This window comes from Lysobacter lycopersici (assembly GCF_007556775.1).
GTDB classification, from domain to species: domain Bacteria; phylum Pseudomonadota; class Gammaproteobacteria; order Xanthomonadales; family Xanthomonadaceae; genus Pseudoluteimonas; species Pseudoluteimonas lycopersici.
This window is the reverse complement of sequence record NZ_CP041742.1, coordinates 2020584-2043298: the sequence shown is the minus strand read 5'-3', so window position 1 is coordinate 2043298 and position 22715 is coordinate 2020584. Positions and strand designations below refer to the sequence as shown.

General features: G+C 67.2%; 23 protein-coding genes. 9 read left to right on the top strand and 14 right to left on the bottom strand.

Annotated features, from left to right (window positions below; all coding sequences use genetic code 11):
* Positions 1-9: 9 nt before the first annotated feature.
* Complete coding sequence (uvrD, locus tag FNZ56_RS10105) at positions 10-2193, bottom strand: DNA helicase II (RefSeq protein WP_143879716.1); 2184 nt, start codon at positions 2191-2193, stop codon at positions 10-12.
* A gap of 81 nt (positions 2194-2274) precedes the next feature.
* Positions 2275-2832 (bottom strand): TIGR00645 family protein, encoded by a 558-nt coding sequence (locus FNZ56_RS10100; RefSeq protein WP_143879715.1) that lies wholly within the window; start codon positions 2830-2832, stop codon positions 2275-2277.
* 131 nt (positions 2833-2963) lie between these two features.
* Between FNZ56_RS10100 and FNZ56_RS10095 the strand changes: the two genes are divergently transcribed.
* The 3 genes from FNZ56_RS10095 to FNZ56_RS10085 all read left to right on the top strand — a co-directional run bounded on the left by FNZ56_RS10095 (position 2964) and on the right by FNZ56_RS10085 (position 6668).
* Positions 2964-3683 (top strand): glutathione S-transferase C-terminal domain-containing protein, encoded by a 720-nt coding sequence (locus FNZ56_RS10095; protein WP_143879714.1) that lies wholly within the window; start codon positions 2964-2966, stop codon positions 3681-3683.
* 75 nt (positions 3684-3758) lie between these two features.
* On the top strand, positions 3759-5570 hold the full coding sequence (locus FNZ56_RS10090) for a DUF885 domain-containing protein (protein ID WP_143879713.1): 1812 nt from the start codon (positions 3759-3761) through the stop codon (positions 5568-5570).
* A gap of 3 nt (positions 5571-5573) precedes the next feature.
* Positions 5574-6668 carry a class I SAM-dependent methyltransferase gene (locus FNZ56_RS10085; RefSeq protein WP_143879712.1) on the top strand — a complete coding sequence of 365 codons (1095 nt, stop codon included), beginning with the start codon at positions 5574-5576 and terminating at the stop codon, positions 6666-6668.
* A gap of 699 nt (positions 6669-7367) precedes the next feature.
* Here the strand turns inward: FNZ56_RS10085 and FNZ56_RS10080 are convergent.
* Positions 7368-7712 (bottom strand): hypothetical protein, encoded by a 345-nt coding sequence (locus FNZ56_RS10080; RefSeq protein WP_143879711.1) that lies wholly within the window; start codon positions 7710-7712, stop codon positions 7368-7370.
* 180 nt (positions 7713-7892) lie between these two features.
* The gene (locus FNZ56_RS10070; RefSeq protein WP_143879710.1) at positions 7893-8684 is read right to left on the bottom strand and encodes an alpha-2-macroglobulin family protein; all 792 of its coding nucleotides are present in this window, start codon (positions 8682-8684) and stop codon (positions 7893-7895) included.
* Positions 8685-8755: 71 nt separating this feature from the next.
* Between FNZ56_RS10070 and FNZ56_RS10065 the strand changes: the two genes are divergently transcribed.
* From FNZ56_RS10065 to FNZ56_RS10040, 6 genes are all read left to right on the top strand, one after another.
* Positions 8756-9949 carry a beta-ketoacyl-[acyl-carrier-protein] synthase family protein gene (locus tag FNZ56_RS10065; protein WP_143879709.1) on the top strand — a complete coding sequence of 398 codons (1194 nt, stop codon included), beginning with the start codon at positions 8756-8758 and terminating at the stop codon, positions 9947-9949.
* Complete coding sequence (locus FNZ56_RS10060) at positions 9946-10731, top strand: beta-ketoacyl synthase chain length factor (RefSeq protein ID WP_143879708.1); 786 nt, start codon at positions 9946-9948, stop codon at positions 10729-10731. Before FNZ56_RS10065 ends, FNZ56_RS10060 begins: the two co-directional genes overlap by 4 nt.
* The gene (locus FNZ56_RS10055) at positions 10724-11548 is read left to right on the top strand and encodes a glycosyltransferase family 2 protein (RefSeq protein ID WP_143879707.1); all 825 of its coding nucleotides are present in this window, start codon (positions 10724-10726) and stop codon (positions 11546-11548) included. The genes FNZ56_RS10060 and FNZ56_RS10055 overlap by 8 nt, the downstream gene beginning before the upstream one ends.
* Positions 11545-13209, top strand: a complete 1665-nt coding sequence (locus FNZ56_RS10050; protein ID WP_143879706.1) for an NAD(P)/FAD-dependent oxidoreductase — start codon at positions 11545-11547, stop codon at positions 13207-13209. The genes FNZ56_RS10055 and FNZ56_RS10050 overlap by 4 nt, the downstream gene beginning before the upstream one ends.
* Positions 13167-14453: a cation:proton antiporter gene (locus FNZ56_RS10045; protein ID WP_143879705.1), complete on the top strand. Its 1287-nt coding sequence runs from the start codon at positions 13167-13169 to the stop codon at positions 14451-14453. Before FNZ56_RS10050 ends, FNZ56_RS10045 begins: the two co-directional genes overlap by 43 nt.
* Before the next feature lie 74 nt (positions 14454-14527).
* Positions 14528-14800: a hypothetical protein gene (locus FNZ56_RS10040; RefSeq protein WP_143879704.1), complete on the top strand. Its 273-nt coding sequence runs from the start codon at positions 14528-14530 to the stop codon at positions 14798-14800.
* Between the two features lie 98 nt (positions 14801-14898).
* Here the strand turns inward: FNZ56_RS10040 and FNZ56_RS10035 are convergent, their stop codons facing one another.
* From FNZ56_RS10035 to FNZ56_RS09990, 10 genes are all read right to left on the bottom strand, one after another.
* Complete coding sequence (locus FNZ56_RS10035) at positions 14899-15525, bottom strand: hypothetical protein (protein ID WP_143879703.1); 627 nt, start codon at positions 15523-15525, stop codon at positions 14899-14901.
* 104 nt (positions 15526-15629) lie between these two features.
* A complete protein-coding gene (locus FNZ56_RS10030) occupies positions 15630-16088 on the bottom strand; it encodes a DUF4156 domain-containing protein (protein ID WP_143879702.1) in 459 nt (152 codons plus the stop codon).
* A 66-nt stretch (positions 16089-16154) separates the two neighbouring features.
* Entirely contained in the window at positions 16155-16886 is a 732-nt protein-coding gene (gene fabG / locus FNZ56_RS10025; RefSeq protein ID WP_143879701.1) for a 3-oxoacyl-ACP reductase FabG, read from the bottom strand.
* 9 nt (positions 16887-16895) lie between these two features.
* Positions 16896-17336: a phosphotransferase gene (locus FNZ56_RS10020; protein ID WP_143879700.1), complete on the bottom strand. Its 441-nt coding sequence runs from the start codon at positions 17334-17336 to the stop codon at positions 16896-16898.
* Positions 17329-19677: an MMPL family transporter gene (locus tag FNZ56_RS10015; protein WP_143879699.1), complete on the bottom strand. Its 2349-nt coding sequence runs from the start codon at positions 19675-19677 to the stop codon at positions 17329-17331. Before FNZ56_RS10015 ends, FNZ56_RS10020 begins: the two co-directional genes overlap by 8 nt.
* Positions 19678-19719: 42 nt before the next feature.
* Positions 19720-20373 carry a LolA-related protein gene (locus tag FNZ56_RS10010; protein ID WP_221933297.1) on the bottom strand — a complete coding sequence of 218 codons (654 nt, stop codon included), beginning with the start codon at positions 20371-20373 and terminating at the stop codon, positions 19720-19722.
* Positions 20285-21271 (bottom strand): LpxL/LpxP family acyltransferase, encoded by a 987-nt coding sequence (locus FNZ56_RS10005; protein WP_143879698.1) that lies wholly within the window; start codon positions 21269-21271, stop codon positions 20285-20287. Before FNZ56_RS10005 ends, FNZ56_RS10010 begins: the two co-directional genes overlap by 89 nt.
* Entirely contained in the window at positions 21268-21561 is a 294-nt protein-coding gene (locus FNZ56_RS10000) for a hypothetical protein (protein ID WP_143879697.1), read from the bottom strand. The genes FNZ56_RS10005 and FNZ56_RS10000 overlap by 4 nt, the downstream gene beginning before the upstream one ends.
* A gap of 55 nt (positions 21562-21616) precedes the next feature.
* Complete coding sequence (locus FNZ56_RS09995) at positions 21617-22330, bottom strand: ketosynthase (RefSeq protein WP_143879696.1); 714 nt, start codon at positions 22328-22330, stop codon at positions 21617-21619.
* Positions 22327-22599 carry a phosphopantetheine-binding protein gene (locus FNZ56_RS09990; protein ID WP_143879695.1) on the bottom strand — a complete coding sequence of 91 codons (273 nt, stop codon included), beginning with the start codon at positions 22597-22599 and terminating at the stop codon, positions 22327-22329. Before FNZ56_RS09990 ends, FNZ56_RS09995 begins: the two co-directional genes overlap by 4 nt.
* Positions 22600-22715 lie beyond the last annotated feature (116 nt).

Genomic DNA, 22715 nt, shown 5'->3' with positions numbered 1-22715 from the left:
CGCAGCAGATCACGCCAGCTGCAAATTCGCGAACGCCAGCACCAGCCATTTCGAACCGGCGTCGTCGAAGTTCACCTGCACCCGCGCGTGCGCGCCGCTGCCCTCGACGTCGGTGACGATGCCGGTGCCGAAGCTCGCGTGGCGCACGCTGGCGCCGAGTGCGATGGCAGGCGCTTCGATGGCCGCATGACCGCGATCGCGACGCGGAACATTCGCCGCATACGGTCGCGACACCTGCACCCGCGGCCGCACCTCGTGCAGCAGTTCGCCGGGAATCTCGCGCAGGAAGCGCGACGGCATGCCGTACATGTCCATGCCGTGGATGCGCCGCGCCTCGGCATAGCTCAGCACCAGCTTGCGGCGCGCGCGGGTGATGCCGACGTAGGCCAGGCGGCGTTCTTCCTCCAGCCGTCCTTGTTCCTCGACCGAACGCGCGTTCGGGAACAGGCCTTCCTCCATCCCGGCGAGGAACACCAGCGGAAACTCCAGGCCCTTGGCGCTGTGCAGGGTCATCAATTGCACGCCGTCCTCGCCCGCCTGGGCCTGGCCTTCGCCCGCTTCCAGCGCGGCATAGCTGAGGAACGCCACCAGTTCCGTCAATGCGGCCGCTTCCTCGTCGTCCTCGCGGCGGGTGAAGCGCGAGGCGACCGAGACCAGTTCGTCGAGGTTGTCGGTGCGCGAGTCGAGCTGTCCGCGCGATTCGTTCTCGTAGTGCGCGCGCAGGCCGGAGCGCGCGAGCGCGTGGTCGATCTTGTCCTGCAGCGGCAGTTCGCGGGTTTCGTTGTCGATGTCGTCGACCAGAGCGAGGAACCCGGCCAGCGCATTGCGTGCGCGCGCGGCGAGTTCGCCGCTGCCGGCGATGCGCGACGCGGCTTCCCACAACGGCACGCCGTCGGCGCGGGCGCGGCGGCGCACCTCGTCGAGAGTGCGTTCGCCGATGCCGCGGGTGGGCGTGTTGACCGCACGTTCGAATGCCGCGTCGTCGGCGCGCGAAGCCACGAGCCGCAGGTAAGCGAGGGTGTCCTTGATTTCCGCGCGCTCGAAGAAGCGCATGCCGCCGTAGACGCGATACGGGATCTTTTCCGCCAGCAATGCTTCTTCGAACGCGCGCGACTGCGCGTTGCTGCGGTACAGGATCGCGGCTTCGCCGTGCGAGCCGCCATCGCGCACCCATTGGCGGATGCGCTCGATGACGAAGCGTGCTTCGTCGATCTCGTTGTAGGCCGCGTACAGGTCGATGCTGTCGCCGATGCCGGCATCGGTCCACAGCTTCTTGCCGAGCCGGCCGGGGTTGTGCGCGATCACCGCATTGGCGGCGTCGAGGATGTTGCCGCTGGAACGGTAGTTCTGCTCCAGCCTGATCGTGCGCGCGCCCGGGAAGTCGCGCAGGAACTTCTGCACGTTCTCCACCTTGGCCCCGCGCCAGCCGTAGATCGACTGGTCGTCGTCGCCGACCACGAACACATGGCCTTCGTCGCCGGCGAGCAGGCGCACGAAACCGTACTGGATCGCATTGGTATCCTGGAACTCGTCGACCAGCAGTTCGCGGAAACGATGCCGGTAGTGCGCGAGCAGTGCCGGATTGTCGCGCAGCAATTCGTGCGCGCGCAGCAGCAGTTCGGCGAAATCGACCAACCCGGCGCGTTCGCAGCGTTCCTGGTAGGCGGCGTAGGCGCGCAGCATCACGTCCGACCATTCGTCGCGCGCTTCAGGTTGGATGTGCTGCGGCCTGCGGCCCTCGTCCTTCTGCGCGTTGATCCACCACGCGATCTGCCGCGGCGGGAAGCGCGCTTCGTCCAGCTCCAGCGACTGCACCACGCGTTTCACCAAGCGCAATTGATCGTCGGAATCGAGCACCTGGAAGCCTTCCGGCAATTTCGCTTCATGCCAGTGCAGGCGCAGCAGCCGGTGCGCGAGGCCGTGGAAGGTGCCGATCCACATCCCGCGCGTGCCGTTGCGCAGCATCGCGTCGGCGCGATGGCGCATCTCGCCCGCGGCCTTGTTGGTGAAGGTGACGGCGAAGATGCCGTGCACCGGCACGCCGTGGACTTCGTGCAGCCAGGCGATGCGATGGGTGAGCACGCGGGTCTTGCCCGAACCCGCGCCGGCGAGCACCAGCAGGTGCCCGGGTTCCGCGCTGACGGCCTCGCGCTGGGCCGGGTTCAGCCCGTCGAGGAGGTGGGAAACATCCATCGCGTCATTTTACGACGCGCGACATGGTTTCCGCCCCTCATCCGCCTTCGGCACCTTCTCCCGGAGGGAGAAGGAAAGGCATTAGTGCGCGAGTTGCTCGCGCTTGCCCGAAGTCATCGCCATGATCCGGTCGGTCCAGGCGATGCCGATCGCCGACAGGATGAACACGCAATGGATGATGGTCTGCCACATCACGCCCTGCACCGTGTAGTTGGTCCCGTCCACGCCCAGCTGCCCGGCCTCGATGAAGGTCTTGAGCAGGTGGATCGAGGAAATGCCGATGATCGCCATCGCCAGCTTCACCTTCAGCACGCTCGCATTCACGTGCGAAAGCCATTCCGGCTGGTCCGGGTGGCCTTCCAGGCGCAGGCGCGAGACGAAGGTCTCGTAGCCGCCGACGATCACCATCACCAGCAGGTTGGAGATCATCACCACGTCGATCAGGCCGAGCACGCTGAGCATGACCTTCTGCTCGGTCAGCCCGGCGACGTCGTGGATCAGGTGCCAGAGTTCCTTCAGGAACAGGAACACGTACACGCCCTGCGCGGCGATCAGCCCCAGGTACAACGGCAACTGCAGCCAGCGCGAGGAGAAGATCAGCGCGGGCAAGGGATTCAGGCGGGGCGTGGGCTGGGACATGCGGGATCGCCAAGGAAAATGCCCGCGCAGGTTAGCGGGCGGCACGGGTGCTGCCAAGCGCAACACTGCGTTGCCGGCACCGCCACATGCGCGCGGCTACAGTGGCGTTCCCCGCGTTGGAGATGGCTTCGATGATCGACCTTTACTACTGGCCCACCCCGAACGGGCACAAGATCACCCTGTTCCTGGAGGAAGCCGGACTCGAATACGCGATCAAGCCCGTCGACATCGGCAAGGGCGCGCAGTTCGAGCCGGAGTACCTGAAGATTTCGCCGAACAACAAGATGCCGGCGATCGTCGACCACGCGCCCGTCGATGGCGGCGCGCCGATTCCGGTGTTCGAATCCGGCGCGATCCTGCTCTACCTCGCCAACAAGACCGGGCGCTTCCTCGGTTTCAGCGCAGGCGCCGATGCGGGCGCGCAACTGCGCCAGCGCGTGCTGGTCAACGAATGGCTGTTCTGGCAGATGGGCGGACTCGGGCCGATGACCGGGCAGTACGGCCACTTCCACGTGTACGCGCCCGAAGACATCTCGTATGCAAAGGATCGCTACCGCAAGGAGGCCGAACGCCTGCTCGGCGTGCTCGACAAGCAGCTCGGTGGCCGCGATTTCATCGCCGGCGGCGAATACAGCATCGCCGACATGGCCGCGTATCCATGGATCAGCCCCTACGACAAGGCGCCGCTGGACCTCGCGCCGTTCGCCAACGTGCGTCGCTGGCAGGCGGCGATCCGCGAACGCCCGGCGACGCAGCGCGCCTATGCGCTGTCGAAGCAGGTGAACCCGGACGCCGGCAAGACGCTGACGGACGCGGAGAAGCAGGTGCTGTTCGGGCAAGGCGCACGCTGAGCGCGTGACCATCGGCGCTTGGCTTGGCCGGCGCGGCGCGCGATGCTGGCGCGTCCACGCCTGCCGGAGCCCGCCATGAAAGCCTTGCCGCTGAGCCTCGCCATCGTCCTCGCCATCGGCCTGTCCGTTCCCGCTGCGCCGACCGCGCGTGCGGCCGATGCGCCCGCCGCCACGGCGCCCGCGGCACCGGCCTGGGTCGCGCGCAGCAACGAATTTTCGCAGATCCTGCTCAAGGCGCAGGCGCCGTTCGCGCCGGAGGAAGCCTCGTTCTTCGGCATCCCGGGCTACGACGACCAGGTCTTCGACCTGAAACCCAAGGTCGGCGAACGCTTCCGCGCGGCGATGGCGCAGGCGAAGGCCGAACTGCAGGGCAAGCTTGCCGTCGAGAAAGATCCGAACGTGCGCCAGGACCTGCAGATCCTGATCGACGCCGCCAGCCGCAACATCGAGAACAGTCAGCTCAACGAGCAGTACCTGCTGCCGTGGTCGGACGTGGGCCAGAACGTGTTCACCGGCCTGCAGGCGCTGCTCTCCGACCAGACCCCGCCCGAGCGCCGCGCGCACGCGCTCGCGCGCCTGCAGCGCTATGCCGGCCTGACCGCGGATACGACGCCGCTGGTGCAACTGGCGAAGGACCGCTACGCCGAGCGCGCCGGCGATGCGAACCTCACGCGTCCCAGCAAGATGGAAGTCGAGCAGGCGCTGGCGAACAGCGATACCTACATCAAGGGCATCGCCGACCTGTTCGCGCAGTACAAGATCGAAGGCGCGCAACCGGCGCTGGACGCGATCGGCAAGCAGCTGCGCGACTACGCCGACTGGACCCGCGGCGAAGTGCTGCCCAGGGCGCGCGACGACGCGAAACTGCCGGCGCCGGTGTACGCGTTCCAGCTCAAGCAGATGGGCATCGACATCGACCCGCAACTGCTGATGCAGCGCGCCGAGGTCGAGTTCATGGAAACCCGCGCGGCGATGCGCCAGCTCGCGCCGCAGGTGGCCGCGGCGAAGGGCCTGAAGGTCGACGATCCGAACGACTACATCGCGGTGCTGCACGCGTTGAAGCGCGACACCATCCCGAACGACGGGCTGGAAGGCGAATACCGCAAGGTCATCGACGCGATCGACCCGATCATCCGCAAGCAAGGCATAGTCGACGTGCCGAACCGGCCGATGATCATGCGCCTGGGTTCGCCGGCCGAAAGCGCCGCGCAGCCCGCGCCGCACTTCCTGCCCGCGCCGCTGGTCGGCAACACCGGGCAGCAGGGCCAGTTCGTGTTGCCGGTGTCGGTGCCGACGGCGGACGGCAAGGCGCTGCAGTACGACGACTTCAACTTCGCGTCCGCGGCGTGGACCCTGTCCGCGCACGAAGGCCGCCCGGGCCACGAACTGCAGTTCACCGCGATGATCGAACGCGGCGTGTCGCTGGCGCGCTCGATGTTCGCGTTCAATTCGGTGAACGTGGAAGGCTGGGCGCTGTACGCCGAAGCCGAGATGGTGCCCTACGAACCGGTCGACGGGCAGTTCATCGCGCTGCAGTTGCGCCTGCTGCGCGCGGCGCGCGCGATCCTCGACCCGATGCTCAACCTCGGCCTGATCGACCGCGCCAGCGCCGATCGCGTGCTCGAAGGCGAAGTCGGCGTGTCGGCGGCGATGGCCAAGCAGGAACTCGACCGCTACATGTTCAACATGCCCGGCCAGGCCGGCAGCTATTTCTACGGCTACAGCCGCCTGTTGCAGACGCGCATGGACGCCGAGCTCGCGCTGGGCCCGAAGTTCGACCGCAAGGCGTTCAACAACTTCGTGATCGGCCAGGGCATGTTGCCGCCGGACCTGCTCGCCGCCGCGGTGAAGGAACAGTTCGTGCCGCAGCAGATGGCGAAGAAGTAGCCTTTGTCCCTGCGCGATTCCGCCAAGGGTTTCGTTTACCGGCATCGCGCACCGGCCAAGCGCGCCATCGTCGCGCTGCGGTCGCTGCTGCCGGCGCCGCTGGCGCGGCGCTTCATGCTCGCGATGGAGAAGCTCGCGTTCACGCTGACCCCGGCGCACCAGGGCGACACCCTGCCGCCGGCCTTCCACGCGTGGTCGCAACGCTGGGTGCGGCCGAAGTTCGAACGCCTCGGCGCGACCTCGCCCGAAGACCTGTATCGGGTCGAGATCCGCAGGCATGCGCAGGCCCTTGCCGGGCGCGAACTGCGCATCGCCAGCCTCGGCGCTGGCGCCGGCGATCTGGAACTGCGGCTGATGCAGTGGCTGCAGCAGGACGGAATCGACGCACGCATGGATTGCGTCGACCTCAACCCGCGGCTCATGCAGGCGGGCGAATCCCGTGCGCGCGAACTCGGCCTCGACGAACGCATGCGCTTCATCGCCGCGGACGCGACCGGATTCCGCGACCCGCAACCCTACGACGTGCTGGTGGTGAACCAGTTCTTCCACCACGTCGCGGAACTGGAAGTTTTCTGCGCCGCGCTTTCACGTTTGCTTGCGCCGGACGGCGTGCTGCTCAGCAGCGACGTGGTCGGCCGCAACGGCCACCTGCCGTGGCCGGACGTGGACGCGCAGGTGCAGGCGTTCTGGCGCGAGCTGTCGCCGGCGCAGACCGTGGACCGCGGCGACGGCAAGCCCAAGCCGCGCTACGAGGCCGTGGACCATGCTGCGTATTCGAACGAGGGCGTGCGCGCGCAGGACGTGGTCGCCTGCCTCGCCGATGCCTTCGATTTCGAGGTGTTCCTCACCTTCGGCGCGGCGATCATGCCCTTCGTCGAACGTCGCTTCGGCTTCAATTTCACGGCTGATGGCGCCGACACCGAATTGCTCGATCGCTTCGCCACGACCGACGACACGCGCGTGCAGCGCGGCGACTACCCGGCGTCGAACATGTTCGCGGTGCTCCGCCATCGCGGCGGCGCGGTCCGGCAGGACTTCGACCCAATCAGCCCACAGCGGCACATCGCGTTGACGCGGGCGCAGTTGGCGAAGGTGTAGCGTCTAGGCGAAACGAAAAGAGGCTCGAATAAATTTCCACGGCCCTATTTCAAACGGAAATTAACTCTGGCCCCTTTTCGCACCGCCAGAATGGCGGCGTTTTTGTTTTCTGTTGCGGGCTGGCGCTTATGTAGAAGCGACGGAAGTCGCAACCGGAACCAGAGATTAGCGATGGGTATCGCTGCGCTCAACCCATCCTACCTCGCTATAAATTTGTGTATTTCCGTATGAATGATAATCCGTCCTCACGTTCTTCCGAATCGTACGAATAGCTATCGAAAATTTTTTTTGCTTCCGATACAACTCCAGAAGGAAACTCGTCTAAGCAGCGCGTCACAAATTTTTTTGACCCGAAAAAAATCCCATACAACTTGTCGTGACTGATGAATATGAAATCATCCGAAACTGTGGTGCGAAATAAAACACATAGTGATGAGTACCATTTATCGGGCGATAGATGAAAGTCAATGCTAGATCGCGGAGCATTTATTCTTGCAAACGTACTGAAAACAGGATCATAAAAAGTTATTTGAATTAGCTCCGAGTAAAGCATCTTGGACACAAGCTTAGCGCACAGCTCGGCATCGAATTCGCTTATCGCAGCCGCAAAGCATTGATCGTGAATTTGCAGACTTTGGACAATAGGCGCGCCGTCACTATCAGGCGTGTAAGGAAGCATGGATAGCAGTGAGTCGTTCATTAGTGCAGCTCCCAACGAAATTTTTGCTTTATCAATGAACCCGCTTGTGTAATTTGTATGGTGAGATAGCTCTTGCCACCTCCCGCACTGAAATTTCTCACCTCTATGCTCGTTCCATCTCTCAATGCGCCTGTAAGAATTTGCAGATTGCCGCCGTCTTTCAACGTTGTGACGGATACTTTAAAACCTGCCTTAACTAGCCCCAATTGCGCAGCTCTCCATCCTTCTTCGCCTCCCCTCATGAAATAATTCATAAAGCCTTTGGGGGTACGATTCGAAGCAATTGCGGCACTGATAAAGCCCGCATAGGTTGGGGTGAGCGTCAGCGAACCCCAACATCTCATCCTTCTCCTGCATCGAGTCCATCGTCCTTCTCGACCGCCCAATCCGACGGTACCCATCCACGGCGGACATGCTGGTGGATCGAACTGTACGGCCAATCCGTCGCCCGCGCGGCATGACCATGCTTGACCGGATTGATGTGGATGTAATCGATCAATGGGGACGGAGGCAATTAAGCAGCATTAATTCCCGCTGTGCCCTTTGGCCTGATCCGGAACCACCAGTCGCATCGCCGCGGTCCTCGCCCTCGTCGCCTTGCCGTACATCAATTCCACCACCGCCGGCGCGGCAAGGTAATCGCCGCTGTTCCCGACGAGCGCGAAGTAATGCACTTCGTGGCGCCCCGCGGGCAGGTACTCGGCATAGAACTTCGGGTTGCGCGCATCCAGGTGGCGGGTCGCGAAATATCCGCTGCCGACATCGTCGACCTTGTGCAGGTCCAATCCGCCCACGGCGCTCAAGGAGAGATCGGTCGGGCGCAAGCCGCCCGGCACGGAATCGGTCAGCGCGACGAAGTGCCGCGCGGCACCGCTGTCGACGACCAGCGTGATCCGGATCCAGTCCCCTTCACGCAGCGCGGATTGCGCGACCGGCACCCATGCACCATCGCGCAACACTTCGTAGCGACGATCGATCGCGAGCCCCACCGCCGAAGCGCGGGCAATCCGGGCATCTTCCGAATATCGGAATTCGGCCACGTAGCTCGCCGGCTCGTTCGCGCGCAATTCCGGTTCGATGCGCAATTGCGTTCCGGCCGGCGATTCGATCGTTCCCTGGTCCTGCCGCTGCCGTGCGGCGAGATGCAGCATCAGCGATTGCGCACCGATGCCGAAGCGCGCGCTTCCCGCATCTTCAGCGCTCGATTTCGCGAGGTCGCGGATGGCCATCAGGCAACCCGCGCCGGTTTGCGTGTCCACCGCTTCGCTGCCGCCCGCGTAGAGGTCCGACAGGCCGCGGACCAGGCTGCGCCGCATCGTGGGATCGACCAATCCGCGACCGTTCGCTGGCTATACTCCGCCGCTTCCGACGATTCCCGCTTTGGCAGATGCAACCGCTTTCGATCGGCAATTACACCGCCACCACCGCGCTCGGCGCCGGCCGCGCTGCGCAACTCGAAGCGCTGCGCGCGCGCCGCAGCGGCTTGCGCGCCAACGATTTCCCCAACCCGACCGGCAGCGACCTGCTCGCAACCTGGATCGGCCGGGTCGACGGCGTTGAAGACGTGGAACTCCCGGCGGAGCTCGCCGACTGGGAGTGCCGCAACAACCGACTTGCATGGCTGGCGCTGCAGCAGGACGGGATGATGGAATCCGTCGCCGCGCTGCGCGAAAAGCATGGCGCGGATCGCGTGGCACTCGTGCTCGGCACCTCGACCTCGAGCATCGGCGCGACCGAGGAAGCCTACGCGCGGCTGGAGGACGGTCGCTTCCCCGCCGACCTCGACCGTCCGCGCATCCACACCCCGCATTCGCTCGGCGCCTTCGTCGAAGCCGCGACCGGCTTGCGCGGGCCGTGCATCACCGTCGCCACCGCCTGTTCGTCCAGCGCCAAGGTCTTCGCGCAGGCCGCGCGGCTCATCGACGCCGGGCTCGCCGACGCGGCGCTGGTCGGCGGCGTCGACACTTTGTGCGGCAGCGTGCTGTACGGCTTCAACGCGTTGGGGCTGGTGTCGCCCCTGCCGTGCCGGCCGTTCGATGCGCGCCGCGACGGACTCTCGCTGGGCGAAGCCGGCGGATTCGCGATTCTCGAACGCGATATTCCCGGCGAACGCGGATTGCAGCTGCGCGGCTATGGCGAATCCAGCGACGCGCACCACATGTCCTCGCCGCATCCCGAAGGCCTCGGTGCGCAACTGGCGATGCGCGAAGCCTTGCAACGCGCGGGACTCGAAGCGGGCGACATCGATTACCTGAATTTGCACGGCACCGCGACGCCGGCCAACGACAAGGTCGAAGCCATCGCCATTTCCGCATTGTTCCCGCCGACCTTGCATGCAAGTTCGACCAAGGGCTGGACCGGGCACACGCTGGGCGCGGCCGGCATCGTCGAATCGGTGTTCGCGCTGCTCGCGCTCGAACACGGCCTGCTGCCGGGCACGCTCAACAGCGGCGAACACGATCCGGGCAATGGGCCGCACGTGTGGTTCGAAAACGCGCAGCGCGATATCGAATTCGCGATGAACAATTCCTTCGGCTTCGGCGGCAACAACTGCTCGCTGGTGTTCGGGAGGGCATCATGAGTGCGCTGCGCGCCGGCATCGCCGGCATCGGCTTCTGGGGCAACGGCCTGCCCTCGTGGAACGATGCGCTCACGTTCGTCCGCGATGGAACGCTGCCGGAAAACGCTCCGGCGAAACCTTCGCCGCAGTTGCTGGCGCCGAACGAACGCCGCCGTGCGCCGGAATCGGTCGCGGTCGCGCTGGAAGTGGCGCTGGCCGCATGCACGGCGTCGGGACGCGATCCGGCGACGTTGCCGAGCGTGTTCGCTTCGACCCATGGCGACCTCGCCATCACCGACTATGTCGCCACAACGCTGGCGAGCGAACCGCGCGCACTGTCGCCGACGAAATTCCACAACTCGGTGCACAACGCCGCCGCCGGCTACTGGACCATCGGCAATAGCTGCACCGCGCCGACCACCGCGATTTCCGCCTACGACGCGAGCTTCGCCCAGGGCCTGCTGGAAGCGCTGTCGCTGCTCGCGGCCGGGCGCGAGGCAGTGCTGCTCGCCGCCTTCGACGCGGCGGCGACCGGGCCGCTGGCCGCGGTCTCGCCCAGCGAAGGCCTGCTCGGCGGCGCGCTGGTGCTGGTCGCCGACGCGCAGGCGGCCGCGAGCTCGCTGCGGGTGACGTCGATCCCGACGCCCGCGCCGGCGGCCGAAGGCGCGCTGGCGCAGCGCTGCGCCGGCAACGCGATGCGGCCGATGCTGGCGCTGTTCGATGCGCTCGCCCTCGGCGGCGATCGGGCGCTGCTGCACGCGGGACCGGGCCGGGCCTTGCGGGTAGAGTGTGCGCATGGCTGACACCGCTCCCCTGCTGACGCGCGAGAACATCGCCGTGGTGATCCCGGCGCTGAACGAAGCACTGCGCATCCGCGACGTGGTCGAGGGCGCGCTGGCGCATTGCGACCGCGTGATCGTGGTCGACGACGGTTCCGACGACGGCACCTCCGACGCGATTTCGGACTTGCCGGTCACCCTGCTCCGCCACGCCGCGCGCATGGGCAAGGGCGCGGGCCTGCGCGACGGCTTCGCCGAAGCGCTGCGCCAGGGCGCGCAGGCGGTGGTGACGATGGATGGCGACGGCCAGCACCACGCCGGGGACATCCCGCGACTGCTGGCCGCGGCGAACCGCCGGCCCGGCTGGCTGGTGATCGGCGCACGCCTGCGCCATCGCGCGAACCAGCCGATGTACCGGCGCCTGGCCAACGAATTCGGCGACTGGGGCATCGCCTGGGGCACCGGCTACCAGGTCGCCGACAGCCAGAGCGGGCAACGCCTGTATCCGGCGAACGTGTGCGCGCTGGCCGGCAGCGGCATCCCCGGCGAGGATTTCGTGTTCGAAGCACAGATCGTGATGTCGGCGGCGCAGGAACTCGGCACGCGCTGCGTGTCGATTCCGATCGAGGCGCGCTACAACCAGATCCATGGCGCGCCGGATTTCCGCCCCAGCCATTTCCGCCCGTTGCGCGACCTGTGGCGCATCACCAGCCACATCGTGATGCAGTGCCTGCGTCGCGGCGGCATCCGCGACGTGCGTCGCAGCATCCACGCCAATCCGCCGGTGATCGACGATCCGGACGGCGAATTTTCGGCAGGCATCGCGCCGCGGATGGCATGAACGCGAACGACGACACGGATGTCGAAAGTGCCGATGTCGCCATCCTCGGCGGCGGCCTCGCCGGGCTTTGCCTCGCGATCCAGCTGAAACAACAGGACCCGGCGCTGGCGGTGGCGGTGCTCGAACGCCGCGCGCACCCGGTGCGCGAAGCCGCGCACAAGGTCGGCGAATCGACGGTGGAAATCGGCGCGCACTACTTCGCGCACGTGCTCGGCTTGCGCGAGCACCTCGAGCGCGAGCAGGTCCGCAAGTACGGCCTGCGTTACTTCTTCTGCGACGGCGAGCGCGACCTGCAGGACTGCAACGAGATGGGCGTCAGCCGCCTGCTGCCGACGCCGTCGTGGCAACTCGACCGCGGCCGCTTCGAGAATTTCCTCGGCGAACGCGCGCTCGAACTCGGCGTCGACTTCCGCCATGGCGCGGTGGTGCGAACCATCGATCTCACCGATGGCGACGGCATGCATCGCGTGGGATTCGAGCACGAGGGCGCCGGCCATGCGCTGCGCGCGCGCTGGGTGGTCGATGCCGCCGGCCGCGCCGGACTGATCAAGCGCAAGCTCGGATTGGCCGAAACCAACGACCATGACGCCAACGCGGCGTGGTGGCGCGTCAACGGCCGCATCGACCTCGACGCATGGACCGACGCGGGCAATTGGCGAACGCGATTCCAGCCGGCCGAACGCTGGAAATCGACCAACCACCTGTGCGGCCCGGGTTACTGGTTCTGGCTGATCCCGCTGGCCTCGGATTCGCATTCGCTGGGCATCGTCTGCGACGCGAAGATGCATCCGATGGAGGCGATGAACACCCACGAAAAGGCGATGGCCTGGCTGCGCCGGCACCAGCCGCGCGCGGCCGAAGCGCTGGAGCAACCGCAACACCGGCTGCAGGACTTCCTGTTCCTGCGCCATTTCTCGCACGGCTGCAAGCGGGTGTTTTCCGGCGACCGCTGGGCGCTCACCGGTGAAGCGGGTGTGTTCCTCGATCCGTTCTATTCGCCCGGCAGCGACTTCATCGCGATCAGCAACACCTACATCTGCGAACTCATCCGCCACGACTTCGCCGGCGAACCGGTCGGGCCTTACGCCGAGGTGTACCAGCAGCTGTATTTCTCGTTCTACGAAAACACGCTGACGCTCTACCAGGACCAGTACCCGGTCTTCGGCCATCCGCGGGTGATGCCGGCGAAGATCCTGTGGGATTACGCCTACTACTGGTCGCTGCTGGCGCCGCTGTTCTTCAGCGGGCGACAGGCCGCGCTGCCGGTGCTGTCGCGCTTGCGCCCCTATTTCGCCGAGGGCCGCGCATTGAACCTCGCGATGCAGGCGCTGCTGCGCGACTGGGGCACGCGCGATGCCGCGGCGTCGCTGCATGGCGCGCGTGCGTACGACCAGCATTCGCTGGACTGGTGCCGGCGCATGAACGGCGCGCTGACCGAAACGCTCGACGACGATGCCTATGTCGCGCGCACCCGCGTCAACGTCGCGGAAATGCGCCAACTCGCCGCGGAAACGCTCGCGCTCGTGCGTTCGAAGTTCGCCGACATCGACGACCACGGACTGGACGCATTGCTGCAAGGCCACGACACCGCCGCGCACGCGCCGATGCTGCCGCTGGAATGGTTCGAAACCAACCTGGATCCCGCGCAGGCGGGCGCGTGACTTCGTTGCTGCTGCAGTTGCTGGCGATCCTCGCCGTGGCGCGCGCCTGCGGCTGGCTGCTCGGGCATTTCGGCCAGCCACCGGTGATCGGAGAAATGGCCGCGGGCCTGTTGCTCGGGCCCATCGTGTTCGGCGCACTCGCGCCGCAGGCGCAGGCTTGGCTGTTCCCTGCCGCATCGCTGCCGCCGCTATCGGCGCTGGCAACGCTGGGCCTGGTGATGTTCATGTTCGTGGTGGGGCTGGAACTGCGCGCCATCGAAGGCACGCGCATGCAATTGCGCGCGGCTGCGCGCACCGGATCGCTCGCCTTCCTGCTGCCGTTGGCGCTGGGCCTGGCGATTTCGCCGTCGCTGTATCCGCGCTTCGCGCCGCCGGGCCTCGCGTTCTGGCCGTTCGCGCTGTTCGTCGCGGCGGCGATCTCGGCCACCGCGTTCCCGGTGCTGGCGCGCATCCTCAAGGATCGCAATCTCACGCAGACCAATCCGGGGCGGCTCGCATTGGGCGCGGCGGCGATCGACGACGCCGTGGTCTGGATTTTCCTCGCTGCCGTGCTCGCATTCGGTGGCGCGCGCGGCGGCCACGGCATCGCCCTGATCGCTGGCGGAACCGTCGCGCTGGTCGCGATCGCGTTCCTGCTGCTCAAACCATTGTTCGCGCGCCTGCTGCGGCACGCGCATGGCGATGCGCCGACGCACGGCGCGTTCGTGGCGGTGGTGCTGGGCCTGGTCGCCTGTTCCGCGTTCGCCGAAGCCATCGGCCTGCACGCGGTGTTCGGCGCGTTCGTGTTCGGCGCCTGCCTGCCGCGCGACGACCGCCTCGCCGCGTATTTCGCCAAGGCCTTCGAACCGGTGGCCATGTTGGTGCTGATGCCGGTGGTGTTCGCGCTGGCCGGCTTGAACACCACGCCGGATGCCTTCGTCGGCGCTGGCATCGGCGCGTTCGCACTGGTGCTGGTGGTCGCGGTGGCCGGCAAGGTCATCGGCGGCGCGCTCGGCGCGCGCTGGTCCGGCCATGGCTGGCGCGACAGTTTCGCGGTGGGTTCGCTGGTGAACGCGCGCGGACTGATGGAGCTGGTGGTGCTCAAGATCGGGCTCGACGCCGGCCTGGTCGGACGCGAGTTGTTCACGATGCTGTTCGGTATGGCGATCGTCACGACAATGATGACTTCGCCGATGCTCGCGTTGTGCATGCGCGGCGCGGGCGCGAAGTTTCCGGCTCCCGATGGCGTCGATTCGGCGGGTTGATTGGCTTCCGCGGCGGGAACAGAATTCCGGATACACCCCGTTTCTGGATCTAATAGGCGTTAGACCTCATGAGAGTGACTAAGGCACTTGCCATCACATCGCTGGTCACGCTTGTGATTCTTACCGCCTATCAGCAGAAGACCGGCACCAGTTTCTCGGCTACTGACTCCACACCAACAGGAAGCGTCCTTGGGGCGATGTTCTTGATTCCATCGCTTCTGGCATGGTTCGGAGCCATGATGAAAGCGCACTCACTCGATCAGAAAGGATGGCTTCTTGCCATCATCCTTCTGTGGCCGGCCATGTACCCGTATCTGCTCCACTACGCAAAACCTGATCCATACTGAGAGCTAACAATTCGTTCAGGCCGATTCAGATTCGCGGCCACTGACGACCCAAACAAAAACGGCGCCTTTCGGCGCCGTTTTCACTCCATCGGTACGACTCACGGCGCGGCGACGCCGTCCTCCGCATGCAGCACGAGCTCGGCGCGATCCTGCGGCAGCATCACGTTCCACTTCTTGAGGTAATCCGCCTTCTTCTCCTCGACGCTGGCGCGGTTCTCGACGAACCACGCATCCGCGCGCGGCGTCGACTCGACGAACTCGCTGGCCGCGTTCCATTCCTTGAAATCGGCGCTCTGCAGGTTGTACTGGTCAGACGATGTCGCGCGGATCGGCAACAGCGAGAAACGCGCCTTCCACACGCCGGGGCGCGCGCGCACCACCGCGTAGTAGGTCTTGCCGGCGTCGAGGTGCGCGTCCATGAAGTCCGCGTTCTCGGCGATGACCATGAAGCGGTGGTCGCCCGGCTCGACCTGGTAGGCGATCTTGTCCTTCGGCCCGAGCACGCCGATCAGCGTGGTGCGGTCGTCCGGCGCATCGTAGACCGACGCGGCGATCGCGCCGCCGTAGTACGACGGACGCATGATGATCAGCAGCGCCTTGCCTTCGGCGGGCACGGGCTGGGTTTGCGACGCAGCCGGCTGCATCAGCTTGTTGGACTTGGCCATCGCCGGCGCGACCGCCAGCAGCAACGCAACCGCCGCGAGGCGGAAGAATCCCTTCGACATCGTGTTTCCCCTGGTTGAGTTCGAAATCCCCGTCGCGACCAGCGTCGCGCCGATCACGTGGCCGCTACTGTAACCGGCCGCGCGACTCCCGCAACGACACCAGGTCAGGGCGCGGGCTGCGGTGCCGGCGGCGGCGGATTCGGCACGTAGATCGCGATGCCGTGCGCGTATTTCTTGGTCGGGGTGATGTCCACGCCCACGCCGACACCGCCGTAACTGTGCGAACCGAAACTGCCGCCACTCACCCCGACGCTGGTGTTGCCCCCGCCGTAACCGTTCTCGGTGCCGACCAGCAGCACGCCGTTCGCACCGAGCTTCGCCGCTTCCTTGCGCAGGTGCGACAGCACCGAATTCAACTTGTTCTGCTCGCCGTAGATCAACGCGCCGCTTTGCGTTTCCAGCTGCGCGATTTCCTCGAAACCGCCCGGCGGCGGCGCCTGGTAGATGCGCACCTGCGCCGGATCGATGGGCGGGCGCACGCGGCCGGTGATCATCGACGAGGTCGCGCAGGCGGCGAGCAAGGCGAGCGGCAGCAGGAACAGCAGGCGGAAGGTGCGATTCATGCGTTCACCCGTGGATTGCGAGGTCGATCCGATGTTACGCCCGGTTCGCGCGATCGTGGCTGAAGCTCAGCCCATGCCGCCATTGATGCCGATCACCTGGCCGTTGATGTAGCCGGCGGCGTCCGAACACAGGAAGCCGACCAGCGCGGCGACCTCTCCTGGCGTGCCGGCGCGAGCGGCCGGCACCATCTGCTTGATCGCCTCGTCGCTGAAGGTGTCGTCGGCCATGCCGCCGCGGATCACGCCGGGCGCAATAACATTGGCGGTGATGCCGCGACTAGCCATTTCCCGCGCCAGCGATTTGGTCGCGCCGTGCAACGCGGACTTGGCCGCGGCGTAGTTGGCCTGCCCGCGGTTGCCGAGCACCGCGGCGACGCTGGACACGCTGACGATGCGGCCCCAGCGCGCGCGCGCCATCGGCAGCAGCAGCGGCTGGGTGACGTGGAAGAAACCGTGCAGCGACACGTCGATGACGCGCTTCCACTGCGCTTCGCTCATGCCGGCCATCGGCGCGTCGTCGTGCATGCCGGCGTTGTTGACCACGACCTGCACCGGGCCGTCGCGCAGCAGTGCTTCGATCGCGCTTCGGCTCGCTTCCGCGTCGGCGACGTCGAACGCGACCGCCTGCGCGCTGCCGCCGTTCGCGACGATGTCCGCGACGACTTGTTCGGCACGGTCGCGATTCGCGTTCGCATGGACGATGGCGTGGAAACCGTCCGCGGCGAGGCGCCGGCAGATCGCACTGCCGAGGCCGCCGCTGCCGCCGGTGACGAGTGCGCGCTTGATGGTGTCGTTCATGCGCGAATCCTAACCGGCAAGCGCATCGCCCAGCATCACCGCCGCGCGGCCCTCGGCCAGCAGCGTGCCGGCGTGGGTGATGCGGAACGCGTATTGCTGGCTGTCCACGCCGCTCGCCAGCAGCGTGGCCTCGCCCTCGAGCTCGCCCGGCAGGTCGTCGATGCGCGCGACATGCAGAACCACACCGCGCAACGCGACCAGCATGCCCGCGCGCACGGCTACGCCGGTTTCGCGGCCGAGCAGTCCGCCGTGCACCGCCATCGCCTGCGCGCCGTATTCGCAGAGGTGCAGCGCGCGCAGGCGACCGTCGCTGCGCAGCGGATTCTCCGGATCGCGATGCGATGCCGTGCGCAGAAGCACGCGATTCGCGTCGTGTTCGACCACCTCTTGCCACAGGCACATCGCGCCCTGGTGCGGGACGAGCGCGGCAATGTCGATGCGCTCAGACATCGCGTTCCGCCGCGACGTCGTGGCGCGCGATCAGCAGGCCGAGCACGAAGTTGCCGACGACGCCGATCGTCACCGTGCTGCCGATCGCGCGCAGCACCGGGATCGACGACAGCGCAAGCAGCAGGAACACCAGCAGCGTGGTCAGGCTGCACACGACCAGTGCATGCAGCGTTCGCAGCTGGTCGGCGTGGTCGTCGCCGGCGTGGTCGAAGAACAGCGCGTAGTCGAGGCCGAGGCCAGCGGCGAGGATCAATGCAACGAGATGGAACAGGGTGAGTTCGACCCCGAAAACGCGCAGCACCGCCAGGATCAGCAATGTGGTCAGTGCCATCGGCAACAGCACGCGCACGACGCGGCGCGGCGCGCGCAAGGCCAGCCACACCGTCAGCGCGAGCAGGACCGCGGCGCCGGCCAGCGCCCACAGCACGCGTTCGCGATAGGCCACGACCAGCGATTCCGATGCGTCCTTCAGATCGAGCAATTCCGCGCCGTGCGCGACGGCGAGTTTTGCCAGCGATTGCGGATCGCGGATGCCGGCCAGCGACACCAGCGCGGTCGCGTCGCCTGCATGCTGCAACAGCAGGCCCGACACGCTGGCCGCGAGCGGAGTGCCGGCGAGGTCGGCCGCCTGCAACGGCGGCGCCTTGCGCGCGGCTTCGAGATCGGACAGGAACGGCGCGAACGCATCGTCGCGGAACGGCAATTCCTGCAACGCATCGGCGAGCGCGGATTGCGCCCGCGCCGCATCCGGAATGCGCGACTGGCGCTCGCGCTGGGTCTTCGCGCTGGGCAGGTAGCGCGCGGCCATGTCGTAGCTGGCGAGGTTGCCGCTGGCGATTGCGGCATCCAGCGCGGGACGCAGGGCTTCGGATTGCTCGAGAACGGATTCGACATCGCGGCCGCGGATCGCGAGCAGGTAGCGCACGTCGGGTGCGCCGAGTTCGCTGCGCAATTGCGCATCGCGCGCCAGCGCCGCCGGCGGCACCGGCGTGAGTTTCGACAGGTCGTTCTGCCAGAACGGCGCGCGCGGCAGGGCGATGCAGGCGATGGCGACGACGGCGAACAGCGCCCACCAACGCAGGCGCGGACGCGGCACGCGTTCGATCGCGTTCCACAGTTTCTCCACCCACGGCCACGAAGCCGGATCGCGCGGCGATGGATCGAGCAGCGCAGGAAGCAGGAGTCGCGTCGTGAGCGCCGCGGTAAGCAGGCCGACGATGGTGAAGACAGCGAGCTGCTGCAGGCCGTCGACGCCGGACAGCAGGAACGTCACGTAGGCGATGCAGGTGGACGCGACACCGGTGGCGAGCGTGGGCCAGATCGCGCGCGCGTTCTGCCACGGCGTGATGCCGGCGCGCTGGTGCGAGAACAGGTGGATCGGATAGTCCTGCACCACGCCGATCAGGGTAAAGCCGAACGCAACGGTGATGCCGTGCACGCCGCCGGCGAACCACCATGCGACCGCGCCGAGCCCGGCGAGCCCCGCGCTCGCGAGCGGCAGCACGCCGAACAGCGGCTGCCTCCAGCTGCGATAGGCGAGCACGAGCAACACGATGAGGCCGATGGTGTCGAAGCTGCCGATCCAGCTCGCCTCGCGCTGGGTGCGGCCGCCAATCTCGACCGAGAACGCGCCGGGCCCGCTGATTTCCATGCGCGATTTGCTGCTGCCTTTTGCCTTCGCGAATGCCGATTGCAAGGCATTCACCGCGTCCTGTTGCCCGGTCGGATCGAAACCCGGCGCGACCGTCTGCACCGCGAGCAACGCCTCTTTTCCTTTCGTGTCAAACCACACGTCGTACAGCCGTTGCGGCGCGTTCGCCGGTTGCCAGCTTTCGGCGAGCTTCAGCGTTTCCAGCGTCGGATCGGAGGGCAGCAGCGGTTCGATCAGCGCAGACGCCGGCGAACCGAGGTCCTGCACGCGCTGCTGCAGTTCATCGCGCAGCGTGTCCGCGTCGAAGCGTTCGCTATCCAGCGTCGGCGAGAGCAGGTAGCGATACGGGCGCAGACGTTCGGAAATCGCATCCAGGCCGACCTCGCCGCCGTTGGCGACGAAGGCGAAGCGCCGGTCGTGCGACAAGGCTTCGCGCAGGGCCTGCGATTGCGCGGCGAGGACTTCGGGTTCCGCGCCGGAAATCGCGACCAGCAGCAGGCGCGAACCCGGGCCTTCGCCGAGTTCGTCCAGCAGCAGCTTCTGCGCCGGCGTGCGCGCTTCGGGCATGAACTTGCGCAGGTCGCCGCTGAGCGCGAGCCGCTGCGACAGCCACCAGCCGCCGAGCAGCAATAGCGCCAGCCACAGCAGCGCGAGGGAAAGGCGGACGGGCGCCGTCAGGGAGCGAGGCATGCGCGGATTCGAAACGGACCGCGCATAGCGTAGCGACTTCGCTCAGTCGGCGGTGCAGAGCGCGGCCAACGCCTTGCCGTCGGCGACGCCATCGGCCGCGCGCGCGGCGGAAGCGAGCAGCGTGCGTTGCACTTCGCTACCGCGCGCGGGCTCGGTCTCGAAGCAACGCAGTTCCGCGCCGCGTCCGTGCAGGACGATGTCGCGCACTTTCGCCGCCAGCGCCGCGTCGCGCGGAACCAGGGTCAGCGTCCAGTGCGCTCGCGTGCCGGCGGCCTCGATGCGGTAGTGCCGTTCCAGCGTGGCGCGGTCGCCGGCGAGCATCGCGCCGAAGCTGGCCTGCAGCCCGGCGAGCTCGGGCACGCGCGCGAGCGAGAAACTGCGCGAACGCGTGCCGCGCACGATCGTCGCCTGGCCGTTGCGGATCGTCGTGGTTTCGGCGTAGGGCGATTGCACTTCGCGCACCAGGGTCGCTTCGTCCGGGCGCCGGTATTCGCCGCCGATGCGCAGCGGCGCCTTCAGCAGCGGCGAGTCGCGCAGTTCGACGAAAGCGGTGCTCATCGGCGCCGGGCGCGCCAGCTGCGCGAGGATCCAGCCGCTGTCGATCGCGTCAGGCGTGGCCGCGGACGCGAACGTCGTCGCCGCCAGCATCGCCAGCGGCAACAGCGTGCGCCGCGAACGGTTGCGCGGCACGGGCATCGGGGTGGTCCCAGAAGTCATAGAAGTTGAACCAGTTGAACGGGGCCGAGCGCGCATGATGTTCCAGCCGTTCGGCGTAACGGCGGATGAGCGCCGCGAGTTCGGTGCGCCGCCGCTCGCGCGGGATGTCGAGCCCATCGCTGAACGGTTCGAACACCAGGTCGTAGCGGTTGCCGCCGCGGTACAGGCCGAAACCGAGCACCACCGGCACCTTCAGCGCCGCCGCGACCAGCCACGGCGACAGCGGGAAGCGCGCCGCCGAACCGAGGAAGGGCGCATCCGCGGTGTGTTCGCCGCTGTGCACGCGGTCGGCGAGCAGCGCCACCAGCGCGCCGGACTGCACCGCGTGCTGGATGTCCAGCATCAGCGAGGGACCGTCCTGGCCGGCGTCGATCACGCCCGCGGCGATTTCCGGGTTGAGTTCGTCCAGCAACTGCGTCATCGCCGGGTTGTGGCCCTTGTCCAGCACCACGCGGATCACGTAGTCCGGGCGCTCCTGCGCGAGCACGCGCAGGACTTCGAAACTGCCGAGGTGCGAACCGAGCAGCAACACGCCGCGGCGCCGGTCGAGCGCGCCGTGCAGGCCGTCGAGGCCGTTGACGGTGACATCGAAGCGATCGAGCTGGCCGCCGAGCAGGAACACGCGGTCGAGGATGGTCGAGGCGAAGCAGTGGATGTGCCGCGCCACGTCCCGCCAACTCGCGCGTCGGCCGAGCACGCGGGTCAGGTAGGCCTGCGAATCGCGGCGTTCGGCCTTGCGTCGCAACAGGAAATACACGGTGATGAACGGCAGCAGCGAACGCGCGACACCGCGCCCGCCGTAACGCCCGATGCTGCGGATCAGCCAGATCGCGAAACGCCCGCCGCCTTCACGCCGCTGCTTCCAGTCGCCGCTCATGCCGAAGCGACCTCGCCACTGGCAATGAGCGCATCGCCACGCAGCACGCGGAAACGCCAGCGCGGCGCCTCGCCTTCGATCGCGACCTCGGCCAGCTCCACGTCGGCCTGCTCGCCCGGCAGCAGCGGTTGCACGAACTTCACCTGCGGCAGCCGAATCGCGCCCAAGGGGCCATGCGCGGCCTCGATCGCGGCGAACACCTGTTCCAGCACGAGCACGCCGGGCACCACCGGTGCGCCGGGGAAATGGCCGGGAAGACTGGGATGGGAAGGATCGATCACGAACGACATGCCTGCGCAAGGATGCGTCGCGGCCGGCGTGGCCGCAAGCCGGCGAATGAAGGATTCAGCGGGACTTGCCGTCCCGGAACAGCCCGTTCCAGAAGCCCGGGCCGAGCGCGGCCATGCGCTTCGCGAAATCCACCGGGCCGTGGTAGCGGCCGGGGAAACGCCGCGAACGCCAGGCGAATTCCGCCACCATCAAACCGCCGATCAGGCCGTAGGTCGCGGCGTTCGCGCACCACGACCACAGCGTTTCGCCCACCGGCCACGGCGTGGCGATGCCGAAGGTGGCGAGCAGGCCGCGCGGCACCGCAAGCAGCGCGAGCACGAAGTTGATCGCCGCGAGTGCGAACAGCACGATCGCCCACAACCGGGTCAGGCTGTGCGTGTAGCGCGCGACGTCGGGTTCGAGTTGCGCCGTGCCGCCGGTTTCCAGCGCGGTCGCGATCTTCGTCACCAGCGGCACGCGCCCGGCGCGCAACGTGCGCGCGAACCCCCAGGCCACCAGCGCGACGAACAGCACCGGCACCAGCAGCAGCGGCACGAGCGCGTAGTGCGTGCGCGCCAGCCACGCCAGCGCCAGCGAGACGCAGGCGAGCGAGGCCAGGGCACGCACACGACCGTGCGCGAGCGCGGGCAGCAGCAGGATCAGCGCGATGTCGAACGTCGCCAGCGCGGCGAGCGTGCCATCGGAACGCGCGCTGGCCGCGTGCGCGAGGAACGGATACGCGGCGACGAGCGCGGCGCGGCCGAGCGCAAGCGCGCCGTCGCGGTTCAACCGCCGGTCTTGTGCTGTTCGACGTAGGCCGACAGCGCCCGCAGCGAAGCGAACGCGCGGCGGTTGTCCTCGTTGTCGGAACGCAGTTGGAAGCCATGGCGCTGTGAAATGGCCAGCGCCAGCTCCAGCGCATCGATGGAATCCAGGCCGAGGCCGGCGTTGAACAGCGGCGCCTCCGGATCGATGCCGGCGGGATCGACGCCCTCCAGGTTCAGGCTTTCCACCAGCAGCTCGGCGAGCGCGCGTTCGGCATCGGTTTGCGGCGACATCCTCGGAATTCCCCCTTGTACAGGGGCGCAACGATCCGGCATCGCGCGGCGCTTGGCAACCGCGGACGGCAGCGGTGGCGTGCGGCGGCTATCATGAACGCGGGGACGCACGTTCC